This window comes from Nocardia brasiliensis, from assembly GCF_011801125.1.
GTDB classification, from domain to species: Bacteria; Actinomycetota; Actinomycetes; order Mycobacteriales; family Mycobacteriaceae; genus Nocardia; species Nocardia brasiliensis_C.
The window spans coordinates 3,913,148-3,927,146 of record NZ_CP046171.1; the positions used below are offsets into that span (position 1 = coordinate 3,913,148).

Below are 13,999 nucleotides of genomic sequence, written 5' to 3' on the forward strand. Positions count from 1 at the left end.
GGTCGAGCCGGGCGCGGACCCGACTCCCCCGCCACTATCGCGCCACTTCCCCACTGCCTCAAGAATTGTCACTGTGACGATATGGGCCTGCCTTCGCGGCTCTGACCTCTACAGTTACTCGGAATCGTCACAGCATCGCGTGAGCGCGCCCTCGTAGCCACCGAAGATCGACGTCACCATGGATCGGCGTGGAAAGCGCGAACTTCACCACCTTGCCCCACATCGGCAGGCCGGTGAGGGCCCGTTCGTCGACGATCATCGCTCCGATGCCGAAGACGGTGAGCAAGGGCCATCGCGGCGGCAGCAAGAGCATCCAGCGATGCCCGTACGGGAAGGCGAGTCGTCCGGCCGGTGCACGGTGCCGCATCGGTTCACTGCGGCCTGAGGTCCTCTGAGCGATCCACGGTCATGTGAAGGCCGGACCTGGGTTCCAGCGGGCTACCCAACCTCGTCAACAACCCGCCCAGGCCTCCACCGGGACAGCCGTGCCACGCCGAGTACCACGATTACGAGAGCACCGTGGAGGCCCCAGAGTGCGAGCCAGGGACGAAGGAAGCCGACTTCGGTGTACTGCCCCCGGTCGCCGACGCAGTAGAGGGAGTAGTTGGTGCTCTGGCCTTCGGCGTCGTGGTAGGTGTCGGAGACGACGATCGGTTCGTTGTAGGGTTCGGCGCAGAACAAGGGGGCGGTGAGTTTCGCTTCGCCGGGCCAGATGGCAATGGGCAGTACGCATCCCAGGATGGCGGTGCCCGCGAGGACGGCGGCGAGGGTGGCCAGGAGTTTCGGGGTGCGGCGTGGTGGTCGGGCGGCGTGGTCGTTCATGCCTGTCGCATTCGGAGCATGTTTCCGGCTTGGTCGAATTGGGCGATCATGGTGGTGCGGGCCGAGGCGACGTTGACGGTGATGATGATCTCGGTGCCGATGCGGTTGACCACGATGGCCGAGACGTAGCCGTGCTCGACGTCGGTTCGGTCGAGTGCGGTGTCGACGATCTGTTCGAGCGCGTTCAGGCCGGAAACGTCTCGGACGGCGAAGGATTCGCGGTCGAGGTCGGCGCGCACGGAGACGTGGACGGGCTCGGGTCCGTGCAGGGCGCCGTCGATGTAGGTGTAGTCGTCTTGTTGGTCAGGACGGCTGGGAACGCGGATGCGCAGGCGTACGGCGGTGTCTTGTCCCACCAGGTCGTGATGGTCGCTGAAGTAGCGACTGAGCTGGGGTGGTTGGTCGATCAGGGTGAGCCGGGCCTGGCTGGAGTCGGGGGTGGTGAACAGGATGACCGAGGCTTGGATGTCGTCGACGCCGAGACGCCGGTGCAGTGCGTCGAAGGCGGCGGCGGGCAGAGCGGAGACGAGCCCGCCACCGCGGGTGCGCAGGGTGCGTTCGAAGTCGGCGCGGTCGACGGCGCCGATGCAGCCGGTGGTGGTCGCGGCGATCAGGAGCGCTAGGAGTGCTGCCGTCGGGCGGAAGCGGCGCGGTGACATGGTCGCATCGTATAGCGCTGGGGCTCCGGGAGATTGCGGATAGATGGCCGGATGCTAGGTTTCCGCTGTGCTGGACAATTGTCCGGTTGTGGGAATCGGGTCGGGGTGTCAGGAGACATGGTGCGCGGATTGTCGCGAGTGCTGTCGGTGGGTGTGGCGCTGGGAACGGTGTCGGCGTGGGGTGGCGTGCCGGTCGCGTCGGCGGCGCCGGCGTTCGGTGAGTATGTGGCGCTGGGTGATTCGTGGGCGGCGGACGCGTCGTTGAGTCAGCCGACGGATGAGTTCGTGCCGTTGGCGTGTGGGCAGAGTCGGGGCAACTACGCCAAACAGGTGGCGGCGGCGCTGGCGGTTCCGGTGTTCCGGGACGCGACGTGTGGTGCGGCGACGACGGCGAATATGACGGCGCCGCAGCGTCTCCCGCTGGGGGTCAATCCCCCGCAGTTCGATCGGCTGAGCGCGTCGACGGATCTGGTGACGCTCGAGATCGGCGGTAACGACGCGGGGTTGGCGGCGACGGTGCAGACCTGTCTGACCTCGGACCCGGCGGTGTCGCCGTGCCTGGATTCGCTGGTGTCGGGCGGGGTCGATCAGATGTCGGTGAATATCGAGGCGGCCGAGCGCAGGGTGACGGACGTGGTGACCGGGATTCGGGCGCGGTCGCCGCGGGCGCGGATTCTGCTGCTGGACTACTTCCAGGGGGTGCGCACCGGTGCGGGGTGTTTTCCGCTGGTGCCGATCTCGGATGCTGACGCGGATTGGTTGGGGCGCAAGCTGATCGAGTTGAACGCGATGTTGGCGCGGGTGGCGCGGGCGACGCGGATCGAGTTCGTGGACACCTACCGCACCAGTGGTGGTCATGATGCCTGCCAGCCGCCCGGTGTGCGCTGGGTGGAGGGATTGGTGCCGTTCTCGTCCGATCCACTGGGGCCCGCGGTGCCGTTCCATCCGAATCAGCTCGGCGCCGACCATCAGGCGCGCAGTGTGCTGGCCGCGTTGGCCGAGTGAGCGGCTCGATATCCGCCCCAGGAACGTAGAGACACTTACGGTTCGTTGGTAGCCTGGGCGAAACCGGCAGAAGGTGAAAACCGATGGGTGCTACCACGATCGCCCGGCAGTGCACGTTGTGCGAGGCACATTGCGGAATTCTGGTCACCACCGAGAACGAGCGGGTGACCCGGATCGAGGGCAATCCCGACGACGTCCTCTCGCGGGGATACATCTGTCCCAAGGCGACCGCGATGGGCGGGCTGCACCACGATCCCGATCGGCTGCGGACCCCGGTGAAACGGGTCGGTTCGCGTTTCGAGCCGATCGGGTGGGACGAGGCGTTCCGGGAGATCGGGCAGCGGCTGCGCGCGGTGCGCCACGAGCACGGGCCCAGCGCGATCGGGATGTACCTGGGCAATCCGGCCGCGCACAGTTCCTCGGTGATCTACGGGGCGCTGCTGCGCGCGGTGCTGTTGACCAGGAACTTCTATTCGGCGTCGTCGATCGACCAGTTCCCGCAGGAGTTCGTGGCGTGGCGGATGTTCGGGTCGAACGTGCTGATGCCGGTGGTCGATATCGATCGGACCGAGCGGCTGGTGATTCTCGGCGCCAATCCGGCGGTGTCGAACGGGTCGATCACCACGATGCCCAACGCCAAACAGCGGATTCGGGAGGTGCGCAGGCGCGGCGGAAAGGTGGTGGTCATTGACCCGCGCCGGACCGAGACCGCCCGCCTGGCCGACCAGCATGTGGCGGTGAGTCCCGGCGGCGACGTGTATCTGCTGTTGGCGATGCTGCATGTGCTGGTGCGCGAGAACCTGTGCGACGAGCGCGCGATTCGGGCCCAGTGCACCGGCTGGGACGAGCTGCGCGGGTTGGTCGCCGAGGCGACGCCGGAGCTGCTGGCGCCGCACGCGGGTGTGGACGCGCGGATCATTCGTGAGCTGGCGCGCGAGCACGCCGCGGCGGGTTCGGCGGTGCTGTACGCGCGCATCGGGGTCTGCCAGCAGGTGACGGGCACGCTCACGCACTGGCTGGTGAACGCGATCAACGCGGTCACCGGGAATCTGGACCGTGCGGGCGGGCAGATGTTCGCGACCCCGCCGATCGATGCGGCACGGTTCGCGAAGTATCTGCCCGTCGGGTACGGAGCGTGGACCGACCGGTCCGGGACCTACAAGTCGTTCCGCACCGAGTTGCCGGTCGCGGCGCTGGCCGACGAGATCCTCGACCCTGGTGCCGGGCAGATCCGCGCGATGATCACCTACGCGGGTAACCCGGTGCTGTCGACACCGCAGCGGGGCAGGCTCGGCGCCGCGCTGGACTCGCTGGAGTTCTATGTCGCCATCGACATGTACATCACCGAGACGACCAAACATGCCGACATCATCCTGCCGCCGATCTCGCCGCTGGAACGCGAGGACGTCAACATCCTGTTCCCGGTGTTCAGTGTGCGTAACAACCTGCGCTATGACGCGCGGGTGTTCGAGCCGCCCGCCGAGGGGTTGGAGGATTGGCAGATCTTGGCGCGGATGATCACCGAGGTGGTCCCGTTGCCCGCGCGCCGGTTCACCGGGCGAGTGCTCACCGGTGTGTTCGAGCAGTTCAGTCCGTTGCGCATCGCGACCGTCGGTGTCGCGACCGGCCCGTACGGTGTGCTGCGGCGTGGGCGCAAGGGGTTGACCGTCGGGAAGGCGCGGGCGGCGGTGGGCGGGATCGACCTGGGTCCGTTGACGCCGCGGTTGCGTACGTTGATCGGGACCAGGGACCGCAAGGTGCGTCTCGCGCCCGCGGATTTCCTTACCGCGGCCGGTGCTCTGCTCGCCGACGCGCGGCGCGGTCACACCTTGACCAGTCCGGCCGACGGCTACGACCTCAAGCTGATCGGGCGCAGGCATCTGCGCAGCAACAACTCCTGGCTGCACAACGTGCCTGCCATGGTGAAGGGCCGCGACCGCTGCACCGCGCTCATGCATCCCGATGACGCGACCGCGCGCGGCCTGGTCGACGGCGCGCCGGTCACGGTCAGCTCACCCACTGGCGCCATCGTGGTGCCGCTCGAGGTCAGCGACGACATTCGGGCGGGCACGATCGCCATCCCGCACGGGTGGGGTCACGGCGAGCCCGGTGTCGGCTGGACGGTCGCGGCGTCCTCCCCCGGCGCCAACGTCAACCTACTGCACGATCCCGCCCTCACCGATCCGTTCTCCGGCACCTCCGCGGTCAACAACACCTGGGTGACCGTCACGGCGGCGAGCCAGGATGCTGCGGGCGCGGTCGAGAAGGCGGACGTCGCGTCCGCGTGATCCGGCGGACTCGCCCAGGTCTTACGCGCGGGCTGCCGCCGGACCAGTCGAGCGCCGCCGTCACCCCCGGTGCGGGTCCGCTGCTCGGCATGAATCGCACTGCCCGTGCGGCACCGCGCTCATCGTCACCGACGCCGCGGACCGCCGGACCGTATGCGACACAACACCATCTGCCCGACGCCTCGGGCCGCGCATCCCGATGTCATCGCCGCGCACAGCGCAACAATATTCAGCTACACACCGTGACGCGGTAGCCGATGCGGATCTCGCGGCCGATATACGCGGCGCCGCTGAGGTATAGCCAGCGGTCGGTGCCGCCACGGGGATCGGGCGCGTAGGCGGCTTGCGCGTACTCGACGCCGAACGGGAAGTTGCCCGACGTCGAGGTGGCGATGCCGGTCATCAGATACGCCTCGGCGAGCAGCCGCGGTTCCGGCGCACCCGCGGGCAGCGCGGGCGCCGTCGGGACGAAGAAGCCGAACTGCTCCGGTGGTGCGCCGGAACCTTGAACGAGCATGCCGGTGACGAACAACCGGGCTATTCCGGTGTGTACCAAGCATTCCGGGGTCAGCGGCAAGGGCGGTGCGGGCCGCAGCTCGAGTTGGAACGCCATGCGCCGAACTTTACGTTCACCCCCGCCCCCTGTCCCCGCGACGACATCACCATCCCGTCCCGATCAGCACACGAAAAAGTCAGCATCGTGCGCGACGAACTCGCCGCACTCACTTCAGGCGTCAGGCGCCGAGGGGCGGATGCTCACCAGCAGGGCGTGGAGTTCTTCGACGATGTCGTCGAGCGGGGTCAGGCTGTGGCGGGCCCGGCAGAGGGCGATCGCGCCTTCGAACGAGGTGACGGTGAGGGTGGCGAGGCGGGCGGCGCGCGCTTCGGGGATGCCGTCGCGCACGAGCATGCCGGCCAGGGCACGTTGCCAGCGGTCGAAGGATTCGGCGGCGGCGCGGGCGAATTCCGGTGCGTCGTCGTTGGTTTCGACGGCGGCCGCGAAGACCGGGCAGCCGGCGCGGAAGTCGCTGTCGAGCAGGGTGTGCCGCCACATGTCGGCGAACTGGGCGAGCGCGGAGGTGGGGTCGTGGTCGAGGGTCAGGCGTTCGATGTACTCCGACATCACCGTGCCCGCCGCCACCACCGCCTCGTTGATCAGTTCGGTGCGTCCGCCGGGAAAGTGGTGATACACCGACCCACGCGGCGCGCCCGTGCTCGCGAGCACCCGATCCACACTCGTCGCACTGGCCCCGTGCACCCGCAGCGAGTCGATCGCCCCTTCGACCATCCGCCGTCGCGCATCCCCCGGACGCGGCCGTACGGAACCATCACCTCGAGCTCGGCGTGTCGCTGCCATACCGCCATGTTATGGGACCTGCCATAAAACCCACACATCCCCAGCACCCAGACGTGCCAGGCCGACGACCTCATCGCGTCGGCAAGTCGATTCGAGCCCCGGGCGCGTGCGTTTCCAGGCCCTAGTCTCGTGACCGCACCGCGCCGCCGAATCCAGTAGTCCACCAACCGCTGGTGGACGTGCTCGTGCGCGGCGTGGTCGGCGCGCTGGCTCTCGCGGGTGGCAGCGGATTCGTACCCGACGGGGCACCCGGGTCTACCGCTACCGACATCGAGCCCGACGGCGCCGTGCTGAGCGACGACCACCGGATATGGCTGGCGGCAGCCGAACTGGACGGTACCCCGGCGGCTGGAAGGCCGCGGACACCGAAGCCTACGGACTACACACAGCGGAAATGGCATGGCATGCCATGGTGCAGTCGATGCCGGGGGCTATTTCGTTGCGTGGGTGTGGAAGTCGAGGAAGGCGGTGAGGGTCTCGGTGGGGGCCTCGAGCTGGGGGTAGTGGCCCACGTCGAGTTCGACGACGTCGGGGTTCGGGAGGAGTTCGCGGTAGCGGTGGACCATGTGGGCGCCGGAGACGGGGTCGCGCACGCCGTCGATGAGCCGGGTCGGGGCCGGGGTGCCGCGCAGCGCGCCGACCCAGCGTTCCCGATGTCTGCGCCGCTCACCCATGTACCGGATCAGTTTGTGTCCGTTGCGTTTGCCGTGCTTGCTGCACCACAGCAACCAGAACTGGTTCATTTCCGCCTCGCTGGGGCGGGTGTCGGGGCCGAACACCGCGGCGAGACTGGCGGTGAAGACCCGTTCGGTGCCGAAGACGCCGGCCAGCGGTCCGAGTGGTCCGGCGAGCAGGCGTTGCGCGGGGCGGGCGCGATGGGTTTCGGGGAACAGTCCCCCGTTGAGCAGGCACACCGATTCGATGAGCAGTGAATCGTCCCCGGCGGCACGGCGCTCGATGTCGCGGGCCAGTAGCTCCTGGGTTACGGTGTCGCCGTAGTCGTGGGCCAGGATGTGGAAACGGTCGACGCCTTGTTCGCGCAGCAGGTGTTCGTGCAGATCGGCCTGGTCGGCGATCGTGTAGGTGTAGTTGCGCGGTTTGGCCGACCAGCCGAAGCCGATCATGTCCGGTGCGAGCACGCGGGTGAACCGGTCGCAGAGCCCTGACCAGAGCCGATGCCAGTCCCAGGACGCGGTCGGGAAACCGTGGACGCAGAGCAGTGTGCCGTCGGTCCCCGTGCCGCCGTCGCGATAGAAGATCTGGTGGCCGCAGTGGGTGAACCGGCGACCGTTGGCCCGCCAGAACGCGAATTCCTCCATGCCTACCTCCTTGTCGCCGACAAGCATGGCCCGTCGACCGGTCCGGCACAGGAAATCCGTCGACGCCGGACACGTCATCTACCGCGCTCGGGGTTGCCGCGGATGCGCTCTGCGAGAATGCCACGGTGCATGTCGCGATCGGTTTGGTGGTTCTCGTGGCGTCGGCGGCAGCGCTGGCGGCCTTGGCGCGCAGGTTCGGCGTGTCCGAACCGTTGGTCTTGACGCTGGCCGGAGTGGCGGCCTCGTATCTGCCGTTCGTGCCCGAGATCCATCCGGACCCGGAGATCATTCTGCTCGGCCTGCTGCCGCCGCTGCTGTACACGGCCGCGATCCGTACCTCGCTGGTCGACTTCCGCGCGAACGTGCGAGCGATCGTATCGCTGTCGGTGGGTCTGGTGCTGTTCACGACGTTCGCGGTGGCCACGGTGGTGTGGTGGCTGCTGCCGGTGCCGTTCGCGGTGGCGGTGGCCGTGGGCGCGGTGGTCGCCCCGCCGGACGCGGTCGCGGCCACCGCGGTGGCGCGCCGGATCGGGATGCCGCGTCAGATCGTCACCCTGCTGGAGGCGGAGTCGCTGTTCAACGACGCGACCGCGCTGGTGGCGTTGCGGACCGCGATCGCGGCGTCGGCGGGCGCGGTGTCGGTGTGGACCGCGGGCGGTGACTTCCTGCTCGCCGCCGGTGGTGGCGCGGCGGTGGGTGTGGCGGTCGCGTATCTGCTCGCACTGCTGCGCCGCCGGATCACCGACCCGGTACTGGACACCACGTTGTCGTTCCTCGCGCCGTTCGCCGCCTATCTGCCCGCCGAGGGCATCCACGCCTCCGGGGTGATCGCGGTCGTCACCTGCGGGATGATCCTGGGCCACGGCGCGCCGGTGTGGCAGAGCGCCGCCTCCCGGATCGCCGAACGCATCAATTGGCGCACCATCCAGTTCATTCTGGAGAGTTCGGTGTTCGTCATCATCGGCTTGCAGGTGCGCGCGATCCTCGAGGGCGCGTGGAGCAGCGGGCTCGATCACCGCACCCTGGTGATCACGGCGCTCGCCGTGCTGGTGACCACGATGCTGGCGCGGCCGCTGTGGATCTTCCCGTGGTCGTTGCTGGTTCGCCGGCTCGGCCGTTCCGGCGCGGTCCCGCTGCGGCATTCGGCGGTCGTGTCCTGGGCGGGCATGCGCGGGGTGGTCACTCTCGCCGCGGTGCTGTTGCTGCCCGAGGACACCCCGCAACTACCGGTGCTGAAGTTGCTCGCGCTGGTGGTGGTCGCGGGAACCCTGCTGCTGCAAGGTACTTCGCTGCCGTGGCTGGTGCGGCTGATCCGGTTGCGCGGTCCCAGCCACGCCGAGGACGCGCTGCGCAAAGCGAGTCTGCTGCAACAGGCCACCTCGGCGGGCCTGGCCGCGCTCGACCGCGCGGTCACCGCGGACACGCCGCCCGAGGTCGTGCAGCAGTTGCGTGATCGCGTCGCGTGGAAGGCCAACGCGGCGTGGGAGCGGTTGGGGCGCGCGGAATCCGAGTCGGCGACGCCCACCGCCGAATACCGCAGACTGCGCCTGGCGATGCTCGCCGCGGAACGCGAAACCGTCCTGCGCGTGCGCGATTCGGGCACCGTGGACTACGAGATCCTGCAGCACGTGCTGGCCCGGCTCGATCTGGAGGAGTCGATCATCGACCGGTACGACGAGGCCGACGACGACCGGGTCGAACCGCTCGCCGTCGCGCTGTCGGAGGACAGTTGCGCGCATCTGCGCGCCGCGCCGCTGGTGCTGAACCCAGACAAGCCCGACGAGTGCGCCGAATGCCGTGCCGAGGGATCGACCTGGGTGCATTTGCGAATGTGCCTGGCGTGCGGGCACATCGGCTGCTGCGACTCCTCGCCGGGCAACCACGCGACCAAGCATTACACCGGCAGCGGGCATCCGGTGATCCGTAGCGTGGAACCCGGCGAGGCGTGGCGCTGGTGTTATGTCGACGAGCTGCTGGGTTAGCGGCGCGCGTGGGAATAGATCAGCCGCGCGTACTCGGCGAGCAGCTTGTCCAGCGAGACGTCCTCACCACCCGCGGCGATCTGCTGGTACCCGATGAGCATCGACATCCCCAGGGAGGTGACGGTGGCGGCGGTCTCCGCGTCACCGACCACACCCATGATCGCCTTGTGCACGGTGCGCCTGCGGGATTCGTCGACCCGTTTGAGGGCCAGGTTCACCGACTCGTCGTTGGCGGCCCACGCGCGGATCGCCGCCTCGGCGGCGTGATGCAGGCCCGCGGCGAGATCGGACATGGCACGGATGTCATCGTCGGGGTTGCCCTGATTGAACTTCAGCGTGCGCAGGATCAGCACCTGCCGGTTCTCCCAATGCTCTAGCAGCGCGTCGACGAAACCCTGCCAGCTGCCGAAATGGTGATAGAACGAGCCGCTGGTGACACCGAGCCGCCGGCACAGCACGCCGATGTTGAGCCCCTTGAACCCCAGTTCGGCGAGCACCTCCAGAGCGCTGTCGAAGTACTGCTCCTTGGTGACCACACGTGACATGCCGGGCGCCGTTCTGTTCGTTCGGGCAGGGGTGGGAGGACCGAACAGTACCCCATCGCCGGGTCGGTGCGTACGCGGATATCCCAGGCCGGGCCACTCTTTTCCGGCAACCATCAGTAGCAGTTACCTTGCGAAATATGTAGTGCGCGTGTGCAATCGGGCCTGATTGATGCCGCCGAACTCTACGTCGCCCACCCGCGGGGTGCCGGTCGGCGGTCGTGACACGCCGCATCAGCACGGCGGCGGCCTTCGGTCGAAATCCCAACGCCGCTGGCGCTCGCGCTCTGCGGTGCCCAGCTCTATACGGCCCCGAGTAACAGAGCGGACGCTCTGTTATCATGGGCGCATGCCCCGGCCGCGGACACACGATCCCGACGCCGCGCTCGATGCCGCGGAATCGCTGGCAGTGGGTTCAGGTCCGGCCGCGGTGACCACGCGCGCGGTCGCCGCCGCCACCGGAATCTCCAACGGCGCGATCTATCACACCTTCGGCTCCCGCGCCGAACTGCTCGCCCGCACCTGGCTGCGTGCCGCGCACCGCTTCCAAGCTCTGCAAACCGGACTGGTCGACGCCGCGCTGAGCGGTCCGGCTCCCGACGCCGTCGCCGCGGTCCTGGCCGCCGCCGAAGCCCCCTCGAGCTTCGCCGAACAGTTCCCGACCTCGGCGCGGCTGCTGCTGGTCGTTCCCCGCGACGAACTGCTCGCCGACGCCCCCGGCACCGTCGCCGCCGAACTCGCCGCCACCGACAAGACCCTGGTGGACCTGCTCATCCGGCTCACCCGCCTGCTCTGGGGCCGCCGCGACCGGCGAGCTGTCGACGTGCTCACCCTGTGTCTGGTCGACCTGCCCACCGCCATCCTGCTGCGCCGGGACCGGCTCGCCAATCCTCTTGCCCGCGAACAACTTCGTGCGGCGGTACAGGCCGTCCTCGCGCTCGGCCCACCGCCGTGACCCTGACGAATCACCCGATCATCAGCACCTCGAGTTAGGAATCTCGATGCCCACCCTGAGCTTTCACGACAAGATCGCCGTCCTCGACCTCGGCGACCACGAGAACCGTTTCACCCCGGAGTTCCTCGGCGAGGTGAACGCCCACATCGACGCCGCTCTCGACGCCGACGCGCAAGGGCTGGTCACCACCGCGAGCGGCAAGTTCTACTCCAACGGACTCGACCTGGAGTGGTTGAGCGCCAACAGCGATCGCGGCGACTGGTACGTCGCCCAGGTGCAGGCCCTGTTCACCCGCGTGCTCACCCTGTCGGTGCCGACCGCCGCCGCGCTGCCCGGGCACGCCTTCGGCGCGGGCGCCATGCTCGCCATCGCGCACGACTACCGAGCCATGCGCGCCGACCGCGGCTACTTCTGCTTCCCCGAAGCCGATATCCGCATCCCGTTCACCCCGGGCATGGCCGCGCTCATCCAAGCCAAACTCACGCCCAAGGCCGCGATCGCCGCGATGACCACCGCCCGCCGCTTCGGCGGCACCGACGCCCTCGCCTACGACATCGTCGACGCCACCGCTGACGAAGGGGAAGTCACCGCCGCCGCCCTGGCCATGCTCGCCCCGCTCGGCGGCAAAGACCGCGGCACCCTCACCGCCATCAAGAACACCATGTTCGCCCCCGCCATCGCCGCCCTGGCCACCGGCCGCGGCTGACGCGCGGCCGGTGCTACTCGCTGACCGGAGCCACCTTGTCGTCGGGTTCGGATTCGGTGTCCGGCGGTAGCGCGGTCACCGCGTCGATCTGTTCGCCGATGTAGCGGACGACGACGGCGACGACCGCGGTGACGGGCACGGCGAGGAAGGCGCCGACGATGCCGTACAGCGAACCGCCCGCCGTCACCGCGAGCAGGACGACCACCGCGTGCAACTGCATGCTGCGGCTCTGCAATACCGGTTGCAGCACATTGCCTTCCAGTTGCTGCACCGCGAGCACGATGCCGAGCACGATCAACGCCGTGGTCAACCCGTTGCCGACCAACGCGACCAGCACCGCGAGCGCGCCGGCCACGAACGCGCCGACGATCGGCACGAACCCGCCGATGAAGGTGATCACCGCCAGCACCATCGCCAGCGGCACCCCGAGGATCACCAGTCCGGCGCCGATGAACACCGCGTCGATCAGGCTCACCAGCGCCTGCGTGCGAATGAACCCGCCGAGGGTGGCCCAGACCCGGTTGAGCACCTCCTCGATGTGGCGTCCGCTGCGGCTGCCGAGCACCGCGTGCAACCAGGGCAGCAATCGCGGCCCGTCCTTGACGAAGAAGAACGCCAGCACCAGCACCAGGAACAGGGTGACCAGCGCGGAGGTCGCGGTGCTCACCCCGGAGAACACGCCGGTCGCGATCTGCTCGGCGCTGGACTGCAACCGGGTCACGATCGCATCGACCGCGGAGCTGAGCTGTTCGTCGCGGATGCGCAGCGGCGGGCCCTGCAACCAGTCACGCACCTTGTTCACGCCCGCGGTCGACTTGTCGGCCAGCTCCGGTGCCTGATCCACCACCGAGGGCACGATCAACGCGACCACGCCGGCGAGCACGGCCAGGAAACCGACCACGGTGATCGTCGCCGCCAACCCCGCCTTCAACCCGTGCCGCACCAGCCACCGCGTCGGCGGCCACAACACCGTGGCGACCACGATCGCCAACGCCACCGGCAGGATGACCACCCACAGCTTGCCGATCAGATACAGCAGCACCCAACTGCCGCCCGCGATCGCGACCACGCACAGCCCCCACTTCGCCAGCCACAGCAGCCCCGACCCGATCACCTCACCGCGATCACGGACCGCACGCGCACCGTGCTCCTCCGGCTCGCTGTCCGCCGTTTCCTTCGGCTCACTCATGCCCGCGCCTCCCTCGACTCCAGCACCGGTGCGCCGTTACTTGACGCTCGACCCGGCCACAGTCTCGCATGCCGACCCGCCCACAACGCACGCACAACGCGCCGATCCGCTGGACCCACACCCGGTTACGGTCTCGCAGGTGATCACGCGCTGGGCCCTGCTACGCGTACCTGCCCGCGGTCATACGTCGTCCCTGACTGATCGCAGCGGTGGTGCGCGGCGGGTATCGGCACCCGCCACGCACGCCGAGAACCGGTGCCGATCTACGCCCGAAACACCGGCCCGCCCCTCGCGATCCAGGCCAGGCGGACCGGGGCGGCGGGTAGTGCGTTACGAGGACTCCGCGACCGGCGGTTCTGCGGCCGACAGGTGGGTCTCGAAGAAGGCGAAGATGCGTTCCCAGGCGTCGCCTGCGGCGTCCTCGCTGTAGCCGAGGCCGGTGACGCGCAGGACCGGGTCGGCCGGGGTGAGGTTGGCGAAGGAGTGGGTGACCCGCGGATAGACCTTGACGTCGTGCTCTACACCGAACTCGGTCAGGGTCTGTTCCAGTTTGGCGGGTTTGCCGATCAGCATCGGGTCACGCGCGCCGAAGCTGGCGACCACCGGGCAGGCGCCGTCGAGCACCGACCGGTAGTCGGCGAACAGCGACGGATAGAACGGCGCCGACGCGTCGAACCCCTTGGGCGCCACCAGCAGCGCGAACCCGCCACCCATGCAGAACCCGACCACGGCAGTGCGACCGGTGCAATCGGGCTGGGCGACCAGGTGATCACGCGCGGCCAGCACGTCACGCACCGCGGGACCGTCACCGGTGGACACCAGCGCCCGGTAGATCGAGCGCACGCAGCGGACCCGCCCGCGGGAGAACAGGTTCGGCGCGACCACCAGGTAGCCCTTGCCGGTGAGCAGCTCCATCGTGCGCCGCAGATCGGCACTGAACCCCATGGCGTCGTGCACCACCACGACCCCGGGCCATGGCCCCGGGCCCGACGGCCGCGCGATCATCGCCTCCAGCCGTCCGTCCGGGGTCGCAAGCTCAATCGTGTCCATGCCCCCAGAATCTAGGCCAGTGTCTCAGACATGTACAGGCCGGTCCGTACGTTGGTCCGGCGATCAGGAGGAACTGGTGGCGGCATCGGCCGAGAGGCTCCCGCCACCGGTTCCTCCTGATCAAT

14 protein-coding genes are annotated in these 13,999 nt (G+C 68.7%); 5 read left to right on the forward strand and 9 right to left on the reverse strand.

What is annotated here, in order from left to right:
* Positions 1–127: 127 nt before the first annotated feature.
* The 3 genes from F5X71_RS17655 to F5X71_RS17665 form a co-directional block, all read right to left on the reverse strand.
* Positions 128–313 (reverse strand): hypothetical protein, encoded by a 186-nt coding sequence (locus F5X71_RS17655; RefSeq protein WP_167463012.1) that lies wholly within the window; start codon positions 311–313, stop codon positions 128–130.
* A gap of 125 nt (positions 314–438) precedes the next feature.
* Positions 439–822 carry a hypothetical protein gene (locus F5X71_RS17660; RefSeq protein ID WP_167463013.1) on the reverse strand — a complete coding sequence of 128 codons (384 nt, stop codon included), beginning with the start codon at positions 820–822 and terminating at the stop codon, positions 439–441.
* Positions 819–1,481 (reverse strand): hypothetical protein, encoded by a 663-nt coding sequence (locus tag F5X71_RS17665; protein WP_167463014.1) that lies wholly within the window; start codon positions 1,479–1,481, stop codon positions 819–821. The genes F5X71_RS17660 and F5X71_RS17665 overlap by 4 nt, the downstream gene beginning before the upstream one ends.
* 120 nt (positions 1,482–1,601) lie before the next feature.
* Between F5X71_RS17665 and F5X71_RS17670 the strand changes: the two genes are divergently transcribed.
* Together F5X71_RS17670 and F5X71_RS17675 are read left to right on the forward strand one after the other, a co-directional pair.
* Positions 1,602–2,486 carry an SGNH/GDSL hydrolase family protein gene (locus F5X71_RS17670; RefSeq protein WP_167463015.1) on the forward strand — a complete coding sequence of 295 codons (885 nt, stop codon included), beginning with the start codon at positions 1,602–1,604 and terminating at the stop codon, positions 2,484–2,486.
* A gap of 83 nt (positions 2,487–2,569) precedes the next feature.
* Positions 2,570–4,774, forward strand: a complete 2,205-nt coding sequence (locus F5X71_RS17675) for a molybdopterin oxidoreductase family protein (RefSeq protein ID WP_167463016.1) — start codon at positions 2,570–2,572, stop codon at positions 4,772–4,774.
* A gap of 229 nt (positions 4,775–5,003) precedes the next feature.
* Here the strand turns inward: F5X71_RS17675 and F5X71_RS17680 are convergent, their stop codons facing one another.
* The 3 genes from F5X71_RS17680 to F5X71_RS17690 all read right to left on the reverse strand — a co-directional run bounded on the left by F5X71_RS17680 (position 5,004) and on the right by F5X71_RS17690 (position 7,450).
* The gene (locus F5X71_RS17680; protein WP_167463017.1) at positions 5,004–5,387 is read right to left on the reverse strand and encodes a hypothetical protein; all 384 of its coding nucleotides are present in this window, start codon (positions 5,385–5,387) and stop codon (positions 5,004–5,006) included.
* A 114-nt stretch (positions 5,388–5,501) separates the two neighbouring features.
* The gene (locus tag F5X71_RS17685; protein ID WP_167463018.1) at positions 5,502–6,062 is read right to left on the reverse strand and encodes a TetR/AcrR family transcriptional regulator; all 561 of its coding nucleotides are present in this window, start codon (positions 6,060–6,062) and stop codon (positions 5,502–5,504) included.
* Positions 6,063–6,562: 500 nt separating this feature from the next.
* Entirely contained in the window at positions 6,563–7,450 is an 888-nt protein-coding gene (locus F5X71_RS17690) for an alpha/beta fold hydrolase (protein ID WP_167463019.1), read from the reverse strand.
* Positions 7,451–7,575: 125 nt separating this feature from the next.
* On the opposite strand from F5X71_RS17690, the gene F5X71_RS17695 reads away from it, so the two are divergent.
* The gene (locus F5X71_RS17695) at positions 7,576–9,432 is read left to right on the forward strand and encodes a Na+/H+ antiporter (RefSeq protein ID WP_167463020.1); all 1,857 of its coding nucleotides are present in this window, start codon (positions 7,576–7,578) and stop codon (positions 9,430–9,432) included.
* Here F5X71_RS17695 and F5X71_RS17700 read toward each other — a convergent pair.
* Positions 9,429–9,977 (reverse strand): TetR/AcrR family transcriptional regulator, encoded by a 549-nt coding sequence (locus tag F5X71_RS17700; protein WP_167463021.1) that lies wholly within the window; start codon positions 9,975–9,977, stop codon positions 9,429–9,431. The genes F5X71_RS17695 and F5X71_RS17700 overlap by 4 nt on opposite strands.
* A gap of 346 nt (positions 9,978–10,323) precedes the next feature.
* Between F5X71_RS17700 and F5X71_RS17705 the strand changes: the two genes are divergently transcribed.
* Positions 10,324–10,929 carry a TetR family transcriptional regulator gene (locus tag F5X71_RS17705; protein WP_167463022.1) on the forward strand — a complete coding sequence of 202 codons (606 nt, stop codon included), beginning with the start codon at positions 10,324–10,326 and terminating at the stop codon, positions 10,927–10,929.
* A gap of 46 nt (positions 10,930–10,975) precedes the next feature.
* Positions 10,976–11,635, forward strand: a complete 660-nt coding sequence (locus tag F5X71_RS17710) for an enoyl-CoA hydratase-related protein (protein WP_167463023.1) — start codon at positions 10,976–10,978, stop codon at positions 11,633–11,635.
* Positions 11,636–11,648: 13 nt separating this feature from the next.
* On the opposite strand, the gene F5X71_RS17715 is transcribed toward F5X71_RS17710, so the two are convergent.
* Positions 11,649–12,824, reverse strand: a complete 1,176-nt coding sequence (locus F5X71_RS17715; RefSeq protein WP_167463024.1) for an AI-2E family transporter — start codon at positions 12,822–12,824, stop codon at positions 11,649–11,651.
* Positions 12,825–13,154: 330 nt separating this feature from the next.
* Positions 13,155–13,874 (reverse strand): dienelactone hydrolase family protein, encoded by a 720-nt coding sequence (locus F5X71_RS17720; protein WP_167463025.1) that lies wholly within the window; start codon positions 13,872–13,874, stop codon positions 13,155–13,157.
* Between the last annotated feature and the right edge of the window lie 125 nt (positions 13,875–13,999).

Excerpts from the sequence above, each read along its gene's own strand:
- F5X71_RS17655 (WP_167463012.1), bottom strand. The coding sequence starts at position 313 with ATGCTCTTGCTGCCGCCGCGATGGCCCTTGCTCACCGTCTTCGGCATC.
- F5X71_RS17660 (WP_167463013.1), bottom strand. The coding sequence starts at position 822 with ATGAACGACCACGCCGCCCGACCACCACGCCGCACCCCGAAACTCCTG.
- F5X71_RS17665 (WP_167463014.1), bottom strand. The coding sequence starts at position 1,481 with ATGTCACCGCGCCGCTTCCGCCCGACGGCAGCACTCCTAGCGCTCCTG.
- F5X71_RS17675 (WP_167463016.1), top strand. The coding sequence starts at position 2,570 with ATGGGTGCTACCACGATCGCCCGGCAGTGCACGTTGTGCGAGGCACAT.
- F5X71_RS17680 (WP_167463017.1), bottom strand. The coding sequence starts at position 5,387 with ATGGCGTTCCAACTCGAGCTGCGGCCCGCACCGCCCTTGCCGCTGACC.
- F5X71_RS17685 (WP_167463018.1), bottom strand. The coding sequence starts at position 6,062 with ATGGTCGAAGGGGCGATCGACTCGCTGCGGGTGCACGGGGCCAGTGCG.
- F5X71_RS17690 (WP_167463019.1), bottom strand. The coding sequence starts at position 7,450 with ATGGAGGAATTCGCGTTCTGGCGGGCCAACGGTCGCCGGTTCACCCAC.
- F5X71_RS17700 (WP_167463021.1), bottom strand. The coding sequence starts at position 9,977 with ATGTCACGTGTGGTCACCAAGGAGCAGTACTTCGACAGCGCTCTGGAG.
- F5X71_RS17705 (WP_167463022.1), top strand. The coding sequence starts at position 10,324 with ATGCCCCGGCCGCGGACACACGATCCCGACGCCGCGCTCGATGCCGCG.
- F5X71_RS17710 (WP_167463023.1), top strand. The coding sequence starts at position 10,976 with ATGCCCACCCTGAGCTTTCACGACAAGATCGCCGTCCTCGACCTCGGC.
- F5X71_RS17715 (WP_167463024.1), bottom strand. The coding sequence starts at position 12,824 with ATGAGTGAGCCGAAGGAAACGGCGGACAGCGAGCCGGAGGAGCACGGT.
- F5X71_RS17720 (WP_167463025.1), bottom strand. The coding sequence starts at position 13,874 with ATGGACACGATTGAGCTTGCGACCCCGGACGGACGGCTGGAGGCGATG.